This window comes from Paenibacillus xylanivorans, assembly GCF_001280595.1.
Lineage (GTDB): Bacteria > Bacillota > Bacilli > Paenibacillales > Paenibacillaceae > Paenibacillus > Paenibacillus xylanivorans.
Map to the genome: position 1 here is coordinate 94,555 of NZ_LITU01000068.1, position 15,523 is coordinate 110,077.

Annotated in this window: 15 protein-coding genes and 1 riboswitch; of the genes, 4 read left to right on the forward strand and 11 right to left on the reverse strand. The window is 43.8% G+C overall.

What is annotated here, in order from left to right:
• Positions 1-52: 52 nt before the first annotated feature.
• On the reverse strand, positions 53-1,228 hold the full coding sequence (locus tag AMS66_RS18950) for an MFS transporter (protein ID WP_053782282.1): 1,176 nt from the start codon (positions 1,226-1,228) through the stop codon (positions 53-55).
• Between the two features lie 204 nt (positions 1,229-1,432).
• On the opposite strand from AMS66_RS18950, the gene AMS66_RS18955 reads away from it, so the two are divergent.
• Positions 1,433-1,981: a TetR/AcrR family transcriptional regulator gene (locus AMS66_RS18955; protein ID WP_053782283.1), complete on the forward strand. Its 549-nt coding sequence runs from the start codon at positions 1,433-1,435 to the stop codon at positions 1,979-1,981.
• Positions 1,982-2,131: 150 nt separating this feature from the next.
• Here the strand turns inward: AMS66_RS18955 and AMS66_RS18960 are convergent, their stop codons facing one another.
• The 4 genes from AMS66_RS18960 to AMS66_RS18975 all read right to left on the reverse strand — a co-directional run bounded on the left by AMS66_RS18960 (position 2,132) and on the right by AMS66_RS18975 (position 5,436).
• Positions 2,132-2,482: an MmcQ/YjbR family DNA-binding protein gene (locus AMS66_RS18960; protein WP_053782284.1), complete on the reverse strand. Its 351-nt coding sequence runs from the start codon at positions 2,480-2,482 to the stop codon at positions 2,132-2,134.
• Between the two features lie 124 nt (positions 2,483-2,606).
• A complete protein-coding gene (locus AMS66_RS18965) occupies positions 2,607-3,383 on the reverse strand; it encodes a class I SAM-dependent methyltransferase (RefSeq protein WP_082350785.1) in 777 nt (258 codons plus the stop codon).
• A gap of 187 nt (positions 3,384-3,570) precedes the next feature.
• Positions 3,571-3,900: an antibiotic biosynthesis monooxygenase gene (locus tag AMS66_RS18970; protein WP_053782285.1), complete on the reverse strand. Its 330-nt coding sequence runs from the start codon at positions 3,898-3,900 to the stop codon at positions 3,571-3,573.
• Between the two features lie 186 nt (positions 3,901-4,086).
• Positions 4,087-5,436: a DEAD/DEAH box helicase gene (locus AMS66_RS18975; protein WP_053782286.1), complete on the reverse strand. Its 1,350-nt coding sequence runs from the start codon at positions 5,434-5,436 to the stop codon at positions 4,087-4,089.
• Between the two features lie 505 nt (positions 5,437-5,941).
• On the opposite strand from AMS66_RS18975, the gene AMS66_RS18980 reads away from it, so the two are divergent.
• On the forward strand, positions 5,942-6,319 hold the full coding sequence (locus AMS66_RS18980; protein WP_053782287.1) for a hypothetical protein: 378 nt from the start codon (positions 5,942-5,944) through the stop codon (positions 6,317-6,319).
• An 88-nt stretch (positions 6,320-6,407) separates the two neighbouring features.
• On the opposite strand, the gene AMS66_RS18985 is transcribed toward AMS66_RS18980, so the two are convergent.
• The 5 genes from AMS66_RS18985 to AMS66_RS19005 form a co-directional block, all read right to left on the reverse strand.
• Positions 6,408-6,722, reverse strand: coding sequence for a DMT family transporter (locus AMS66_RS18985; RefSeq protein WP_053782288.1), 315 nt, complete (start codon positions 6,720-6,722; stop codon positions 6,408-6,410).
• The gene (locus AMS66_RS18990; protein WP_053782289.1) at positions 6,719-7,060 is read right to left on the reverse strand and encodes a DMT family transporter; all 342 of its coding nucleotides are present in this window, start codon (positions 7,058-7,060) and stop codon (positions 6,719-6,721) included. The genes AMS66_RS18985 and AMS66_RS18990 overlap by 4 nt, the downstream gene beginning before the upstream one ends.
• A 96-nt stretch (positions 7,061-7,156) precedes the next feature.
• Positions 7,157-7,257: riboswitch (guanidine-I (ykkC/yxkD leader) on the reverse strand.
• Between the two features lie 109 nt (positions 7,258-7,366).
• Positions 7,367-8,344: an aldo/keto reductase gene (locus AMS66_RS18995; protein WP_053782290.1), complete on the reverse strand. Its 978-nt coding sequence runs from the start codon at positions 8,342-8,344 to the stop codon at positions 7,367-7,369.
• Positions 8,345-8,358: 14 nt separating this feature from the next.
• Positions 8,359-8,592, reverse strand: coding sequence for a hypothetical protein (locus tag AMS66_RS19000; RefSeq protein ID WP_053782291.1), 234 nt, complete (start codon positions 8,590-8,592; stop codon positions 8,359-8,361).
• 9 nt (positions 8,593-8,601) lie between these two features.
• A complete protein-coding gene (locus tag AMS66_RS19005) occupies positions 8,602-9,588 on the reverse strand; it encodes an aldo/keto reductase (RefSeq protein ID WP_053782292.1) in 987 nt (328 codons plus the stop codon).
• A gap of 236 nt (positions 9,589-9,824) precedes the next feature.
• Between AMS66_RS19005 and AMS66_RS19010 the strand changes: the two genes are divergently transcribed.
• Both AMS66_RS19010 and AMS66_RS19015 read left to right on the forward strand, forming a co-directional pair.
• Positions 9,825-10,742 carry an AraC family transcriptional regulator gene (locus tag AMS66_RS19010; RefSeq protein ID WP_053782293.1) on the forward strand — a complete coding sequence of 306 codons (918 nt, stop codon included), beginning with the start codon at positions 9,825-9,827 and terminating at the stop codon, positions 10,740-10,742.
• 180 nt (positions 10,743-10,922) lie between these two features.
• On the forward strand, positions 10,923-11,381 hold the full coding sequence (locus AMS66_RS19015; protein ID WP_053782294.1) for an OsmC family protein: 459 nt from the start codon (positions 10,923-10,925) through the stop codon (positions 11,379-11,381).
• 82 nt (positions 11,382-11,463) lie between these two features.
• Here the strand turns inward: AMS66_RS19015 and AMS66_RS19020 are convergent, their stop codons facing one another.
• The gene (locus AMS66_RS19020; RefSeq protein WP_053782295.1) at positions 11,464-15,519 is read right to left on the reverse strand and encodes an S-layer homology domain-containing protein; all 4,056 of its coding nucleotides are present in this window, start codon (positions 15,517-15,519) and stop codon (positions 11,464-11,466) included.
• Positions 15,520-15,523: the final 4 nt, after the last annotated feature.

A 15,523-nucleotide genomic window follows, 5' to 3' on the forward strand; every position in this document is an offset into this window, starting at 1 on the left:
TCTTAACTGCACAAATTATACTACAATTCTGATGGAACATCCTACAATTCAACTATAATGATACGGAATCACTTGTTTTAGCAGACGGTAACTGCTTAAATTTCAACAAACGTCTCACATAGATAATGAACAATAGAAAAGAAATCATAACCGACAAGGCACTAACCATAAACAATATGTGATAGCTCATGTATTCGGATACCAGACCCAGGACCATGGCACCCAGTCCGATACCAAGATCGGTCGCCGTCGAAAAGAAAGCATTGGCTGCCCCTTTCCGATCCTCGGGTGCCAGGCGAAGCGTTATGGCCTGTAGAGCTGGCTGAGCGGAACCGAAGCCAATCCCGTACAGAACCGCTGAAACGAGCACGCCAAGTAAACTGGTTGAGAAGCTCAGCACAATCAATGCGAGAATCGCAATGATAAGAGCCGGAACAATGACTGCTGTCTCTCCTTTCTTATCGGACAGCTTCCCGGCAATGGGCCGAGACAGCGCAAGTGTCGCGGCGTAGACCAGAAAGAATGTGCCGGAATTGACTTTGATCTGCTCGGCAAACAAAGGCACAAACGTAGTAATCCCGCCATATGCAATAAAAAGAAAAAAGATTGGCGCCATAACAGGCAAGACTGATTTTTCGAAGATTTGGATTTTCTTTTTATTCGTGTGTGGTTGAAATGGCATTTTTGCTCCCAGCGTCAAAAGTAAGGCCACTACAGACAAACCAACAGCAAAGAGAAACATCGTCTGATATGATGTACCTTGCATAATCCCCAGACCAATCATGGGGCCAACCGCCATTGCCAGCGTCATAGACGTACTAAACCACCCCATGCCTTCCCCGCGCCGAGCGGATGGAATCATATCCGTGACGGCTGTCATCATGGAAGTCGTGGAAACGGCCCAGCTCATTCCATGCACGATACGTAGTCCAATCAGCATGATGATTCCACCAACCCAGTTATACATATACATCGCCAATATAAACAGAAGCAAACCCCCGATCATAAACGGACGTCTGCCGAATCGATCCAGTAGTCCACCGACAAAAGGACGAAGAACGACGGAAGATAACATTAACGCTCCCATCGCCAAGCCCACCTGTTTTTCATTGCCACCCATCTCTTTAATGAAAAGAGGCAGTGTGGGATACAGCATATAAAATGCAGTAAATAAAAAAAGCAAACCCAGCGTCATCAGAATAAATGACTTCGTCCATAAGCGCTGCATCATTCATCCCCCTCACTTTAGTTATGATAACTATGTTTTGATCTGCTTTTGTATAAAAACACATATTGATATATTAATGAACATCTGTTAATAATTATAGACGGAATAAGAAAGCTTACCATTGTTAATTGAACGCATTATGTTAATTAGTGAACATTTAACATACAATTGTTCATTATCCTTAGAAAGTTTGGTGAGGATCACATGACCAAAGTGGATCGAAGAATTCGAAAATCACAAGAAGCCATCAAAGCAGCCGTGATTGAGTTGATGTCAGAAAAAAATTTTGATGATATTACCCTACAGGATATTTCCGATAAGGCGGACGTAAGCAGAGGCACCATATATCTTCACTATGTCGATAAGTATGATTTGTTGGACAAGCTCATTGACGGGCATATCAAAGAATTAAGTGAAATTTGTCATTCGGTTGCAGATTTGGATTGGAAAGAATCCATCGTTCCCTGGTTTACCTACTTGGAACAACATTACCTGTTCTTCTCTACGATGATGGCCAGTAAGGGAGCCGTACAATTTCGCAACCGTCTGGTTGAGTTTCTTAATGAAGACTTCAAGGAGGAAGTGCACTTATCTCAGGCCAGAAAATCCGGATTAAGTGAAGATATCATTCTCCAATATGTAGTCATGTCTTATGTCGGGGTCGTTGAGTGGTGGATCAAGAACGAAATGCCTCATTCACCTGAGGTCATGTCCGAACAAGTAGGAGCATTAATCCAAATGAATTTGGGATAACGTGCACTTGGGATGCATACAAAATAGCGGTAGTCATAGGATACGAAGTTAAAATCCTGGGACTACCGCTATTACTTTTCGCAAGGTGCTGCATTTTCTGGCTTCGCGCCGACCGACTGCTCACTGGTATCATCTTTTCATGTGACCTAATTACGATATGGATTCCAAAAGACTCTTGGACAGGGTTTTGACAACCATATCGTACGAATGGTCAATCATGACAAAGATATCCTGCTCCGACAAGGAACCATCGAGAATAATGGTGTTCCAATGCTTTTTGTTCATATGATACCCCGGTCGAACGGATTCATGCTGCTCTCTCAGGTTTTCCGCAATGATCGGATCACATTTTAGGTTCAAGCGAACATTATCCGCCTTGTCCTCAAAAATAAGTGCAAACATTTTCCCTGCAATTTTAATCACTACCGGATTAACTCCGAAGGGATAATCCTTGATGGCACCTTTTTTCTTCAAACAGTAATCTATGATCTTATTCTCCAACTCAGTACCTCTCCTTTGCGTAGAAGACAAACTTATCCTACCCAATCTAATGATACCGAATGTACGTTTGCATGTAAATCAGCTTTTTGCATCATTCAACTCAACTCGCTCCAGGGATTATCTCTCAGGAGGGTTCCTTGATCGCTATAATACGTAACCGGCTTGTGTCGAGCAACCATTGACCTTCCCGCTCATAATGTGGGTTAACCTGTGCCTCAATGGATTGATAGATTGACTCTTTGTCTGCGGAGGAAACGTCATTAAAGAAATAATCAGCAAAACTGTTCAGCCAATTCCGTAGTCCTGCTTCTCCTTTGAGCGGAGCAGGCTTGTCGAAATGCTGAGCGAATGTGACACGGAAGCCGTTTTGCTCCAGCAGGGTGGCATATTCACCAATAGTGGGATGATACCAGGGATTCCGTCCTGCCCACGTATAGCCATGCAACTCCAGAGCCTCCTTCATAGCCGTGGTCAAGATGGCGATATTTCCACTTCCAGCAAATTCAGCCACAAATCGTCCGCCTTCGCGCAGGGCCAACCAGATTGATCGGGTCAAAGCCGCTGGACTATTGATCCAGTGTATAACTGCATGGGAAAATACAGCGTCAAAGGGTACATCTGTCCGATATTGTGAAGCGTCTTTCACCTGAACATTCAAGTCAGGGTACTTCTGTTGGGCAAGCTTCACCATTCTCTCCGATAGATCGATACCTGTCGGTATCGCTCCGGCAGCTGCAATCTTTGCTGTCAAATCTCCATTGCCACTACCGATATCCAGAATACGTTCCCCGGATTGTGGCTGTAATAAAGACAAGATATCCACTCCCAGATTAGATAAGAAATCCGTTGATTGAATATATGGTACTGAAGTGTGGTCCTTTTTGAATTGTTCATCAGACATGAGCTCAATCCCCTTTATAGATCTTAGATATCTATAATAACTTTAATAATTCTAGCCTGTCAACTTACGTTCTTAAGACAGTATTATAGATGGACCGCTATACGATAATGATGTGACACAGCTTCTACAGATATACAAACAAAAAAACCTATCTCATGATAAATCATGTGATAGGAATTCATTTGAACTAAGCATTAGATACCCTGGCTGTCTTCACTTTCTGAACCTCGTACATATTCACGGTAGTGCTAATTAAATATTCTGGTTTCTCCTGTCCTCTTTTCTCGCGGTGACCCTTAATATGCACATCACTCTTCTCCCAATTCTTCCATGCTTCTTCCGATTCCCAACGAATCAGCACCATTACTTCTTCATGTTCTTTACTCTTTTTGTTAACCATCACACTGAAATCAATCAGTCCCGGCATTTCCTCTACAGGGCTTGGGGCACTGAAACGTTCCACCAGTTTATGACTGTGACCTTTTTCCACTACCATAACGCGAGTTTGAATGAACATGAATTACGCCTCCTGATTGCCTCAAGCTCTTGCATGCATGCAAGAGCTTGTGACTTTTTTTAACTTCCACTCTATTATTCTATTCTTATTGAAAATGATTATCAATATCGCATCCATTTTGTATTCACAAAAAAACCTCCTCCATGAAATGGAGAAGGCTTCTTGCTCATTTTTTAAGAGCTTTATTCACTTTGCTGCTCTTGGTTTACTATGGTTGGTGCTATTGTTGTTTGGTTTACTATGGCTTGGTTTACTGTGATTGGCTTTGCCACTCTTTTTAAACCACTCGGATTTTGGCTTGCGAGCAGGATTCGCTTTTGCCTTCGCAGGTTTATCGGCTGCGGGTTTATGGGCTGCAGACTTCGATGTTTGATTCGATTTCACAAATGAAGGGACACTTGTCATTGGATAAGGATGATTTTTCACTTCAGGAATGGTTTTCTTGATTACTTTCTCGATATCCTTCAGGAATGGAAGTTCGTCCTTTTCACAAAATGAAATCGCCATTCCGCTATGTCCAGCTCGGCCCGTACGACCAATTCGGTGGACGTACGTTTCTGGAATATTAGGCAGGTTGAAGTTGATTACATGTGAAAGCTCTTCAACATCAATACCCCTTGCCGCTATATCTGTCGCTACCAGCACCCGGGTAACTCCGCTTTTGAAATTATTCAGAGCTCTTTGACGCTCGTTCTGCGATTTGTTGCCATGAATAGCCTGGGCCGTAATGTTCACTTTGGACAAATCGCGAGTTACACGGTCAGCTCCACGCTTCGTACGGGTGAACACCAGTGCCGAAACGATGGACTTATCCTGCAAGATATGATTCAACAAACTTTGTTTTTTTCCATTTTCTAAAAGATACACAGACTGTTCAATTCGATCCACTGTGGAGGATACGGGTGTAATTTCTACTTTTACCGGATCAACCAACAGCGTTTTTACCATTTTTGTAATTTCCGGAGGCATGGTAGCTGAGAAGAACAGAGTCTGTTTCTTGCTCGGCATCTTGGCGATGATTCGCTTCACATCGTGAATGAAGCCCATATCCAACATACGATCTGCTTCATCAAGAACCAGTATTTGCACATGTTTCAGATCAATACGCTTTTGATTGACCAAATCAATCAGTCTTCCGGGCGTTGCAATAATAATATCTGCACCTTGATTGAGTGCACGTTCCTGAACTTTTTGCGAAACGCCACCTACGATAGCAGCACAACGAATATCCGTGTATCGGCTATAAGCCTTAATGTTATCCGAGATCTGAATCGCCAGTTCTCTTGTGGGTGTTAGAATCAATGAACGAATATGACGTGCGGCTTTGGGGCCGTTCGACTTTTCGCTTAATAATTGAATGATGGGTACAGAAAATGCTGCCGTCTTCCCTGTCCCTGTTTGCGCACAGCCAAGCAAATCTCTGCCTGCCAATACGGCTGGAATCGCCTGTTCTTGTATAGGTGTCGGGGCAGTATAGTTTGCTTTGCTCAAGCCTTCCAAAATTGCGGGTATAATATTCAAGTCTTTAAATGTCATTAGGTCTCCTTAATTTACGCAACAAATATTCATTTGACGTATTTCTCATTTCAAAACGTAACACATAAGGATAACATTAAAAAACGCATCTGTATATTATCTTTTCAAGATATTCTAACAAATCTTTTTGACCACAAAGCTTAACCGACTCCATCTTCACATATTAATGTTTTCTTTAGCTTCTAATATCTTATGATTTCATTCGTTGGATCAAGCTTATTGCTATGAGATTTATCACTATTTCATAAATTATATACTTATTATAATTCCAAATGACATAAATAATTCAAATTTTTCCATTACATAATATGGTATATTATACTTGTTCACTGGTACATATAGAGTGAATAGTAAATAGAAAGGAGTTTTATATAAAGTTACAGTTATATTTAATAAAATCTCACTTTCTCTTATGTTAGAAGAAATCCCTTTTTGACAACAACTAGAGATTATTAATACTCAAAAAGTAAAGTATTCTAATCCTAATTAAAAAGGAGAATTTCAAATGTTAAAAAAATTTATTGCAGCTTCTCTAATCGCCACAACGTTACTTCCAGCTTCTGGAGCTTTTGCAGCTCAAGATGTAAGCGATACAGCAATCATTCCATTATCCACGCCTGCGGTTGTTCAGCAGTCACCTAATTCAGAAGTTAGCATAATGGCTTTGTCATCCTACTATAAAGTAAATGATTATTCTAATTTCCGGAAAACTCCGTCACCTACTGGTGTGAATATTGGCTCACATGTTTACGGCGATATGGTCTACGGTGGGACTGAAAGCGTTCTTGTAGATGGGATGACTTATCTATATGTCTACAGTTATAAATATCAGGCATGGGGATGGATACAGAATTACTATCTTGATAAAATTGTACAACCTTAAACTAAAACCTTTTAAATTTCAGAAAAGCGTTAAGTTCAAGAGTGAAATCTTGAACTCAACGCTTTTCTTTTCTCGTTCATTCAATCAATTAACTCACCAATTTCAATCCTACCGCTGATCCGAGCACCATGGCAATACACAGAATCCTTAACGCATTTCGAGGTTCTCCATAAAATATCATACCAAGAATGGCTCCCCCAGAAGCGCCGATTCCGGTCCATACGGCGTATGCTGTTCCCATCGGAAGAGTCTTCATCGCCAGGGATAGGAACAGAAAGCTTAATCCAAACCCTGCAACCAAGAGCACGATAGAAATCAGGTTACGATCTTTGTGCATTTTATTAATCATCAAAACCCCAATCATTTCAAAGACACCTGCTAAAATTAGATACACCCAGTTCATGATTCATGTACCTCCTTTGTTTTTCCTTTGCTAAGCATTTTAAGACCGATTACACCCAGTAAAAGAACACCAATGAGTACCATTTTCCTGGTTTGCATCTCTGCACCAAACAAAATAATTTCTGCCAGAACAGTCCCTGCAGTACCGAGACCAACAAACACTGCATACACCGTTCCTACATCAAGTGAGCGGGAAGCCGCAATCATCAAGGTGAAACTGACAATAATGGCGATCAATGTAGCCCCCCATTCCAGAAAACCACTGGCATGTTTCAATCCAATGACCCAACCAACTTCAAATAAAGCTGCAATAACGACGGACAACCAGGTTTTGTTCATTTCTGTCACACTCCTTATCAAATATTGCTACGTGTATTATTAGTTACATGAAGCCAAAATAAAAAAGCCCGGGAAACAAACTGCATTAAGCAGTTCATCTCCCAGGCTTTTGTCCCTCCGTGACACAACCAACAGGCTGTGAGTTTTCTCTCGGACCAGACCGACACAACTGTCGCGGAACCCTAGAAAACATTCGAATATTCTGATGTGACTCCAATTATACACATTTCTTTTCGATTGGCAACCCTTTGGCACATTTGCAATTTAAGCAGGACAATCTTATTTTAGTTACTAGGTTAGAGGGACTTACATCCCATATACTTTGTGCGGTACATAGAATTCCTCCAAGCTTGCAATTTCCTGCACATCCAGCTTCACGGACAATGCAGCGACGGCATCCTCCAGATGATATTCTTTCGTTGCACCGACAATCGGTGCTGTGACACCTTCTTTTTGCAGAACCCAGGCCAGTGCCACAGTTGCTCTGGAAACACCCCGTTTGTCCGCAATATCGGCGACAGTCTCCACAATGGTACGATCGGCATCAACCATCCCTGCAGCTAGTCGGTCTCCTGCCTCGTCGTTCGATGAACGGGCTGTTTGTTCATTCCAATCCCGTGTAAGTCTTCCTTTGGCAAGTGGACTCCAGGGAATGACGCCGATTCCTTCTTCTGCGCAAAGAGGTAACATCTCTCTTTCCTCTTCTCTATACAACAAATTAAGTAAATTTTGCATGGAGACAAATGGGGTCCAGCCATTGCGTTCCGCAGTATACTGAGCCTTCATAAACTGCCAGGCGTACATCGAAGAAGCTCCAATGTATCGGGCTTTACCCGCCTTAACAACATCATGAAGGGCCTCCATGGTTTCTTCAATTGGAGTACCACTGTCCCAACGATGGATCTGATACAGATCCACATAATCAGTCCCTAGCCGCTTTAAGCTATTATCAACCTCATTCATAATAGCTTTTCTCGATAAACCTGCGCCGTTCGGCCCCGGCTTCATGCGGAAGTAAACCTTTGTTGCGATAACAACCTCATCACGACGAGCAAAATCCTTTAAAGCACGACCCACAATTTCTTCGCTTGTACCATCCGAATATACATTGGCTGTATCAAAGAAGTTAATACCCAAGTCCAGCGCTTTTTGGATAAAAGGACGACTCTCTTTTTCGTTCAGCGACCATGGAGCGATCCCGCGTTCAGGGACTCCATAGCTCATACAACCAAGACATAATCTCGAAACGTCCAATCCGGTACGGCCCAACTTCACATATTCCATGTTCATACACCCCTTTACTTCGTATGGGAAAAGATATTTGTCTTGGTCTGATTAATTCTTGTGTCTTTGCGTTTTAGTCGTTCCAAAGGACAGGCATCTGAAGTTAATTTCATCCAATAAATGAGGTACAACTCTTTGAAAGCCGGATTTTCTTCCCAGTTGATCTGTGACTCCAATCTCTCGATTAAAATTTGCTTCAACTGCTTCAATAATTGCTTGTTCAACCCTTCACCCTGCTTTCTGTCCAACTAGGGAGATCAGAGACCCGTTCTTCTCTCCAACTCCTCTGTATATCTGGAACCCATCAGGGTAATTTTTGAAGCTGCATCATTAATGTCCTGTACATCCTCGGGTGTAAGTTCAATGTCCGCCGCACCCATATTTTCATTCAGTCTACTCGACTTGCGCGTTCCTGGAATCGGCACGATCCATGGTTTTTGGGCAAGCAGCCAAGCAAGTGCGATTTGTGCAGGCGTGGCTTGGATTTTCTCCGCCTTCTCTTTCAACAGATCAACCAGCACCTGATTGGCCTCCAACGCCTCTGGTGTGAAGCGTGGAAGAATATTGCGCAAATCACCCTGATCGAACGTCGTTTTCGCGTTAAAGCTCCCCGTAAGGTATCCTTTACCCAAAGGACTAAAAGGAACGAAACCAATACCGAGTTCCTCAAGCGCGGGAATCAGCTCTTCTTCTGGACGTCTCCACCACAGTGAATATTCGCTCTGCACAGCTGCAAGCGGCTGAACTGCATGTGCACGTCGAATCGTGTTCACTCCGGCTTCCGATAGCCCCCAATGCTTTACTTTGCCTTCACGAATCAGATCCTGCACAGCTCCGGCAACTTCTTCAATCGGCACATCCGGATCGACACGGTGCTGGTAAAACAAATCAATAGCCTCGATCTTTAGTCGCTTAAGAGACTCTTCGGCAACTTTCCTGATCTGCTCAGGACGGCTATTCATCCCGCTCTGTTTGCCACCCTGAATGTCAAATCCGAACTTCGTCGCTATAACGACCTGATCGCGAACAGGCGAAAGTGCTTCACCTACGAGTTCTTCATTGATATATGGACCATAAACTTCAGCGGTATCAAAGAAAGTTACACCGCGTTCAACAGCTTCCCGTATGACCGAGATCATCTCGGTTTTGTCCGAAGCCGGACCATACCCATAGCTCATGCCCATACAACCAAGCCCCATTGCCGATACTTCCAATCCGCTATTTCCCAATGTTCGTTTTTGCATTATACAAACTTCCTTTCTTCGCTTGATTTCATAAGACCAAATTACTTGAATTTATTTCCCCGATTACGATCAAACTGGATTATTCAGCCTGTAAGCCTAATATTATTATGCCGAACTGAGGGAGCGAGGCGGTATATCATTTGTCTTAATTGATTGCCTGATCCTATCAGACCCACTTTTGTCTAAGGTCATTAAATCTTATAATGAAGCAAGAACAACTTCCAAGGAGGATTTGTATGTCCGATAACGCAGTTCAGCAGAAACAAGAACTCACCGAACTAATCAGGCGCCACTCCATTCATAATAGCTCCAAGGAAACGGCAATCCCTTCCCTGTATGTCTATCAGCATTCCAGTATTAGCGAGCCTGCTTACCGGGTTTACAAGCCTTCATTTTGTGTTATCGTTCAAGGCTTGAAAGAAATCTTGCTGGCACAGGAAAGATTCGAATACGGACCCTCCAATTATCTGATTGCTTCCATGAACCTGCCGGTGATTGGTCAAATTATAAAAGCTTCCTCTGATATGCCTTACCTGAGTCTTAAGCTTGAGTTTACACAGAGCCAGATTCTTGAAGTGTTGAACGATTGTGATATTAAGGTCACGTCCAAAGAAAACGCCCGACGTGCCCTATTCGTTGGACAGATGGAGCCATCCATTCATGATGCTGTACTGCGGTTGGTTCGGCTGCTGGATACACCGGGAGAAATCCCGTTCCTCGCCCCACTGTATACGAGGGAAATTCTGTACCGGCTTTTGCAGGGACCCTATGGAGCCGAACTGGCCCAGATTGCAGTGGAAGGCAGCAGCAGCTACAGGATTCGGGAAGCCATTGAGCATATTGTTCGACATTGGGAGCAGCCTTTTCGAATCGAAGATCTTGCGGAGACAGCCAATATGAGTGTGTCCTCGTTCCATCGACATTTTAAAGAAATTACCGCCATGAGCCCGCTTCAGTTTCAGAAGCAGTTAAGGCTTCAGGAAGCCCGTCGGCTGCTCATGGCGGAGTCGGCTGATGCTGCTGATGTAGCGTTCCGGGTTGGTTACGAGAGTGCGTCGCAATTCAGCCGGGAGTACTCCCGCATGTTCGGAGCGCCGCCGAGAGCAGATATCAAACGTTTGAAGGAAAAATATGATCACGTTATGAGTGAATAAGCACGCAAGCTGAAAAGTTGAGATGCTATAGAAATGGATAGCCACAAGGCTATCCATTTTTCTATTGAATGAGAATACCCAATTCTATTCCCTCCCTTATATTGACAACTTGTGAGATATGGAACTATAATCCATACTAAACCAAGTTACATAGAATGTTTTATAAAGGAGAGGTATTGGATGGCTAATGTTCAGACTTTCAAAGCTACTGCCCATCTACAAGATGGGGTTAAAGTGATCACCAAAGTGAGACAATTTGAACTGATCATCGATGAGCCAACAAGCCTCGGTGGTACTGACTCGGGAATGAATCCTGTAGAAGCTTTACTTGCCTCCCTTGGCGCATGTCAATCCATTGTGGCCCGGGTTTATGCCTCCAATTTTGATGTCGTCCTTGATGATTTCAGAGTTGAAGCTGAAGGTGATCTGGACCTTGACGGATTTTTCAACCGATCTGATGTACGTCCCGGTTATTCCGATATTCGATACACGTTCTATATTAAAACAAGCTCATCTGAAGAAAAGGTTGAATCGTTTGTACAATTTTTGGAAAGCAAATGTCCAGTAGGTGATACCCTTACGAATCCGGTGAAAACAAAGCTTAATCGCGTCATTATTGAAAATGGTATATCACTGTAAGAAAATAATTTAACCAGACACAGAAAGGCTGCTCCCCAACAAGTTAAACTTGCTGGAGAGCAGCCTTTCTGAAATCCTAATTTTATTTTGTCAATTGAATAGCTCTTTGGATAAGTGTAGCCGCTTCAGCGCGAGTCGTATTCCCTTTCGGTTTCAGCGTTCCATCTGGATAACCATTAACGAGACCATTGGCAATGGCTGCGGCAAGTGCTGAACGAGCCCAACCGGATATTTCAGCGACATCGGAGAAGCTGATGTTGCTCTCTGTATCAGCGATCTGTGCTGCACGAACGACCATCGTCGCAATTTGCTCGCGGGTCACCAATTCATCTGGACCAAAGGTATTATCACTATATCCATTAACAATACCTAGACCTGCCGCAGTGGAAATCGCTTCTTGTGCCCAATGGGTGGTGGTATCCACAAATCCTTTGACAGAAGAGCCTTGTAAATTTAAAGCCTTAATAACAAGAGTAACAAATTCGGCTCTGGTAATTTTGTTATCCGGTCTGAAGCTGTTGTCCGGATATCCTTGGATCACACCGCGTTCAACCAGATCCATAATACTTCCGGAAGCCCAATGTCCTTCGAGATCCGTGAAGTTTTTGGTTCCTTCCGGAGTTGGCGTTACCGTTTTATCGGATACCAGAACAGCAAACTTGGTAAAATGATTAATGGTTCCAGATACCGTTCCATTCATTTGGTCCACTTGCAAATGTTCAAGCGCAATCCACTTTTGAGTTTGCTCGTTGAACCAATACAATCCCACAACCGATTTGTCAAAGTTCACCTTGTTCTTGTCGAATGGCAAGGTAACGGTCACCGGTTTGGTGAAGTCCCCGCTCTTGCTCGCCGTAATCTCATAGACATCCCCGATCAGTTTCAATGTGGAATCAGTGAACAGATTCGAGGTTTGGTTTACTTTATTTACGGAAATTACGATGCTGCTATCCATCGCTCCAGCTGGCACATTGATTTGAACCCCGCTCAGGCTCAACGATCCACCATTCACAGTAATCGTTCCACTATTGGCAGTGGTACCCGTTTGATTATCATTCGTTCCTCCAGTTGGAATAGAAGGAGTCGAAGGCGTTGATGGAACCGTGGTGGAATCTCCGGCTCTGACGACAGTTAAACTGTAGGTCTTACTGGACCCATTACGTGCTTTTACCGTAATTGGAATTACATTTTTCCCAACAGATAACCCATACGATTGGCTTATTCCGTTTACATAAGGCTCGCCTTTGGCTGACAAAGTTGCCTGGCTATCCGTAGCCTTCGCCGTAATACTGATGGAGTCTGTTGCTTTTTCAACATTCAGACTGTACGCCGTAATTGCAGGATCAAATGCTGGACTCAAAGAACCTTGATCAACGGATAATTCATCCAGTGTAGAAACGTCGATCAGCTTCCCGGTTCGCATATTCTCCTTTATTAGCGCAAAATCGGCTGCGACCTGATGCGAGTAATCCTCAGACGCATTAAGAATAAAGTTCTGCAACTCATCCCAGATCGGTACAATATTCGTTACAAAACGTTCCTCAAAACGGTAGTTCAACTCATCGGTTACCTTGTCCAGGCGCGAGCTTGCATAAGCGTAAGCCTTGGCGGCATCGATCAAATACTGCTCCAACTCTTCCTTGTTCTTGAATGGCTTATCCGTGTAATCACCTTTAAAAGGTGAAACTTCCTTAATCAGGTACGAACGATTCATTGCTTCGAGCACACCCAGATAAGAATCGGGATCGACTGAAGTTTTAAGGTAGGCATCTTTCGAAAGATTGGCGTCCCGAGTCTGCTCTTTTACGTCGAGCAGAATATCGTCCGTATTGGCCTCACTCGATCCTTCGATCAGCACATTATAGCGTTCAACCCCAATGCTGCCAATTCCCTGATGAATACGGCGCACAATATCCTTTATCTTAAAGTAGGCATTGAATTCATCGTCGCTCAGGTTCGGGAAATTGCTTCTGACTTGCAATTTGTATGCTTCCCAAGACGCTTGCAGGGAAGATTTCTCCACATCCGTTGCCACCTCAAACTTGTCCGAATTGCCAGCGATGTTTAATTTCCCATCAAGCGCCCGCTTACCGAGTAATTTTTGCAATGCTTCCTCATAAGATACTTTGGAGACTTTGTCCATGACCTCTTTCGTGTAAGGCGTTACATTGCTTTTGGTCAGCTTGGTGTTTTTCGGGCTGAGTTCGTTATTAATTTCAATCAGAGTATCCTTATAGGTCTTCAGGAAAACGCGAGATACTTCCCGGAAATCGGCATCCTGCAGATTGGCAATCGCAGAGCTGTCTTTTTCGTATTTGACTACATAAATACTTGTAACAAAACGAATCAGATCGTCATAAAAGCTTCCGATTCCGGATGAATCCACATCGTTCAAACTGAACACCATCAGATTGGTACTGTCGTTAAAAGTCCCCACATTCTGAATATGGGCGTCTCCTTGCGTGTAAGTAAGAATGTCTTTCTCATTCCAGCCCGGAATTACTGAATTTGGAGAAGGAATAAGACCCGCTGCAAGATCAGCCTTGAATAAGGAATGTGTACCGCGCAGGAAGGTATATTCGTTCGCTCCCATTGCGTCACTTCCATATTTATATTCTTTGGTGGCAGGGTCATTAAAACCTATATTGTCCGCTATGATGCTGTCTTCAACGACATGTTTGCGATTCTCATCAGCAAGAAGCGGTTGACTGTACCGAAGCAGAGGGACGCTGATCACTTCCGAAGCCAGCCAGTCCGTATCCTGCACAGCCTCAGCCATTAACGTCACATTCAGCATGACCGTGTTCATGACAGCGGAAGCGGATGTTCCCGAAATGGAAAGCGTAATCGTATGATCACTGCTTCGACCCTCAGCCTTAATATTCCAGTCTCCTTCAGGGAGCCCCGTCACACTGTAAGCATTCAAATCCAGCACACCATCCACGGGTACGCCGGCACTAAGATTGAGTTGAATCGTGGTATTCAAGTCCTTCGCGCTGTCCATGCGAATGTTGGACGATGTAGTGTCCAGTGTTGCTACAATCTTATTGGATGGCGTGAATTGAGCCATTGTTACGATATTACTTCCTTGATACACCGTTAAAGATGCGGTTGGTTTGTGAACTTGGTTCCACGCATCAGGATGAATCTCAAATGTCAGAAGGCTATCTGATATCACATTCCCGGTGCCATCTCCAGTTATGGTTACTTCGATCTGATCCCCGTTCGCACTGGCTTCAGCAGAGAATCCTGCCGGTAGGCCAAGCACACTGAAATCATCGGATGTCCAGGGTCCCTGCTTAACCAAGCCTCCAAATGCATTCAACGTAATCTGGTTATGTACAGGATCTACGCTCGAAGCCGATTGCATCTCTATACTTTGATTACTTTCCAGAATGACATAGGCGGAAGTTGTGCTTGAATTGCGAGCCTTTGCGCCTTTGACCTTCTCGAAGTCATTTCCGTTATTCCGAGTGTCCCAGTTGTTTCCACGATTCGGAAATGCAGCTGCTGTAGTGCTCTTCTCCGGATTCAGCGGATCGAACACCAATCGTTGCATGGTGCTCTGCTTGCCCGCTTCTAAAGCCGGACTTCCCCAAGAAGCATCCGCACTATATCCAACAAAATCAATCACATGTTCCTGTAAAGAATCATCCATCGGATTGTTAACCGCCAACAATTGTGTCGTATTTAACAAGACCAGCTTTCCGCTGTTGTTGCCTAGTTTGAATGAAACTTCGGTGGCATCCGGCTGCGGAAGCTGCTCTCCAACGTTGCCATTGCTGCCAAGCGCAATTAGATAATAGCCATAGGCCGGAATCTGGGCAGTAGTTGTACCCAACTGAGCAACCTTCCAATTATTTTTTTGGTTATCAGCAAATTGTATGGACCAGCCGTTCAGCGAAACTGGCTCTGCTGTCGGATTATATAGTTCTACAAAGTCGTTGCCGTACACGTCGAGCACGTCGTCTTTCTTGCCTCCATAAAATTGGCTGATTACCACGTTTTTCGCCAGATTACTGGTGTTAAGGTTCTCTGATGCTGCCGCATATCCAATTCCTGCAAATGTCCAGAATGATTGAACAATCATTACCGTTGCAAGCATGATCGCCATCCAGCGCTTATTGATGTCTTTCAAGTTG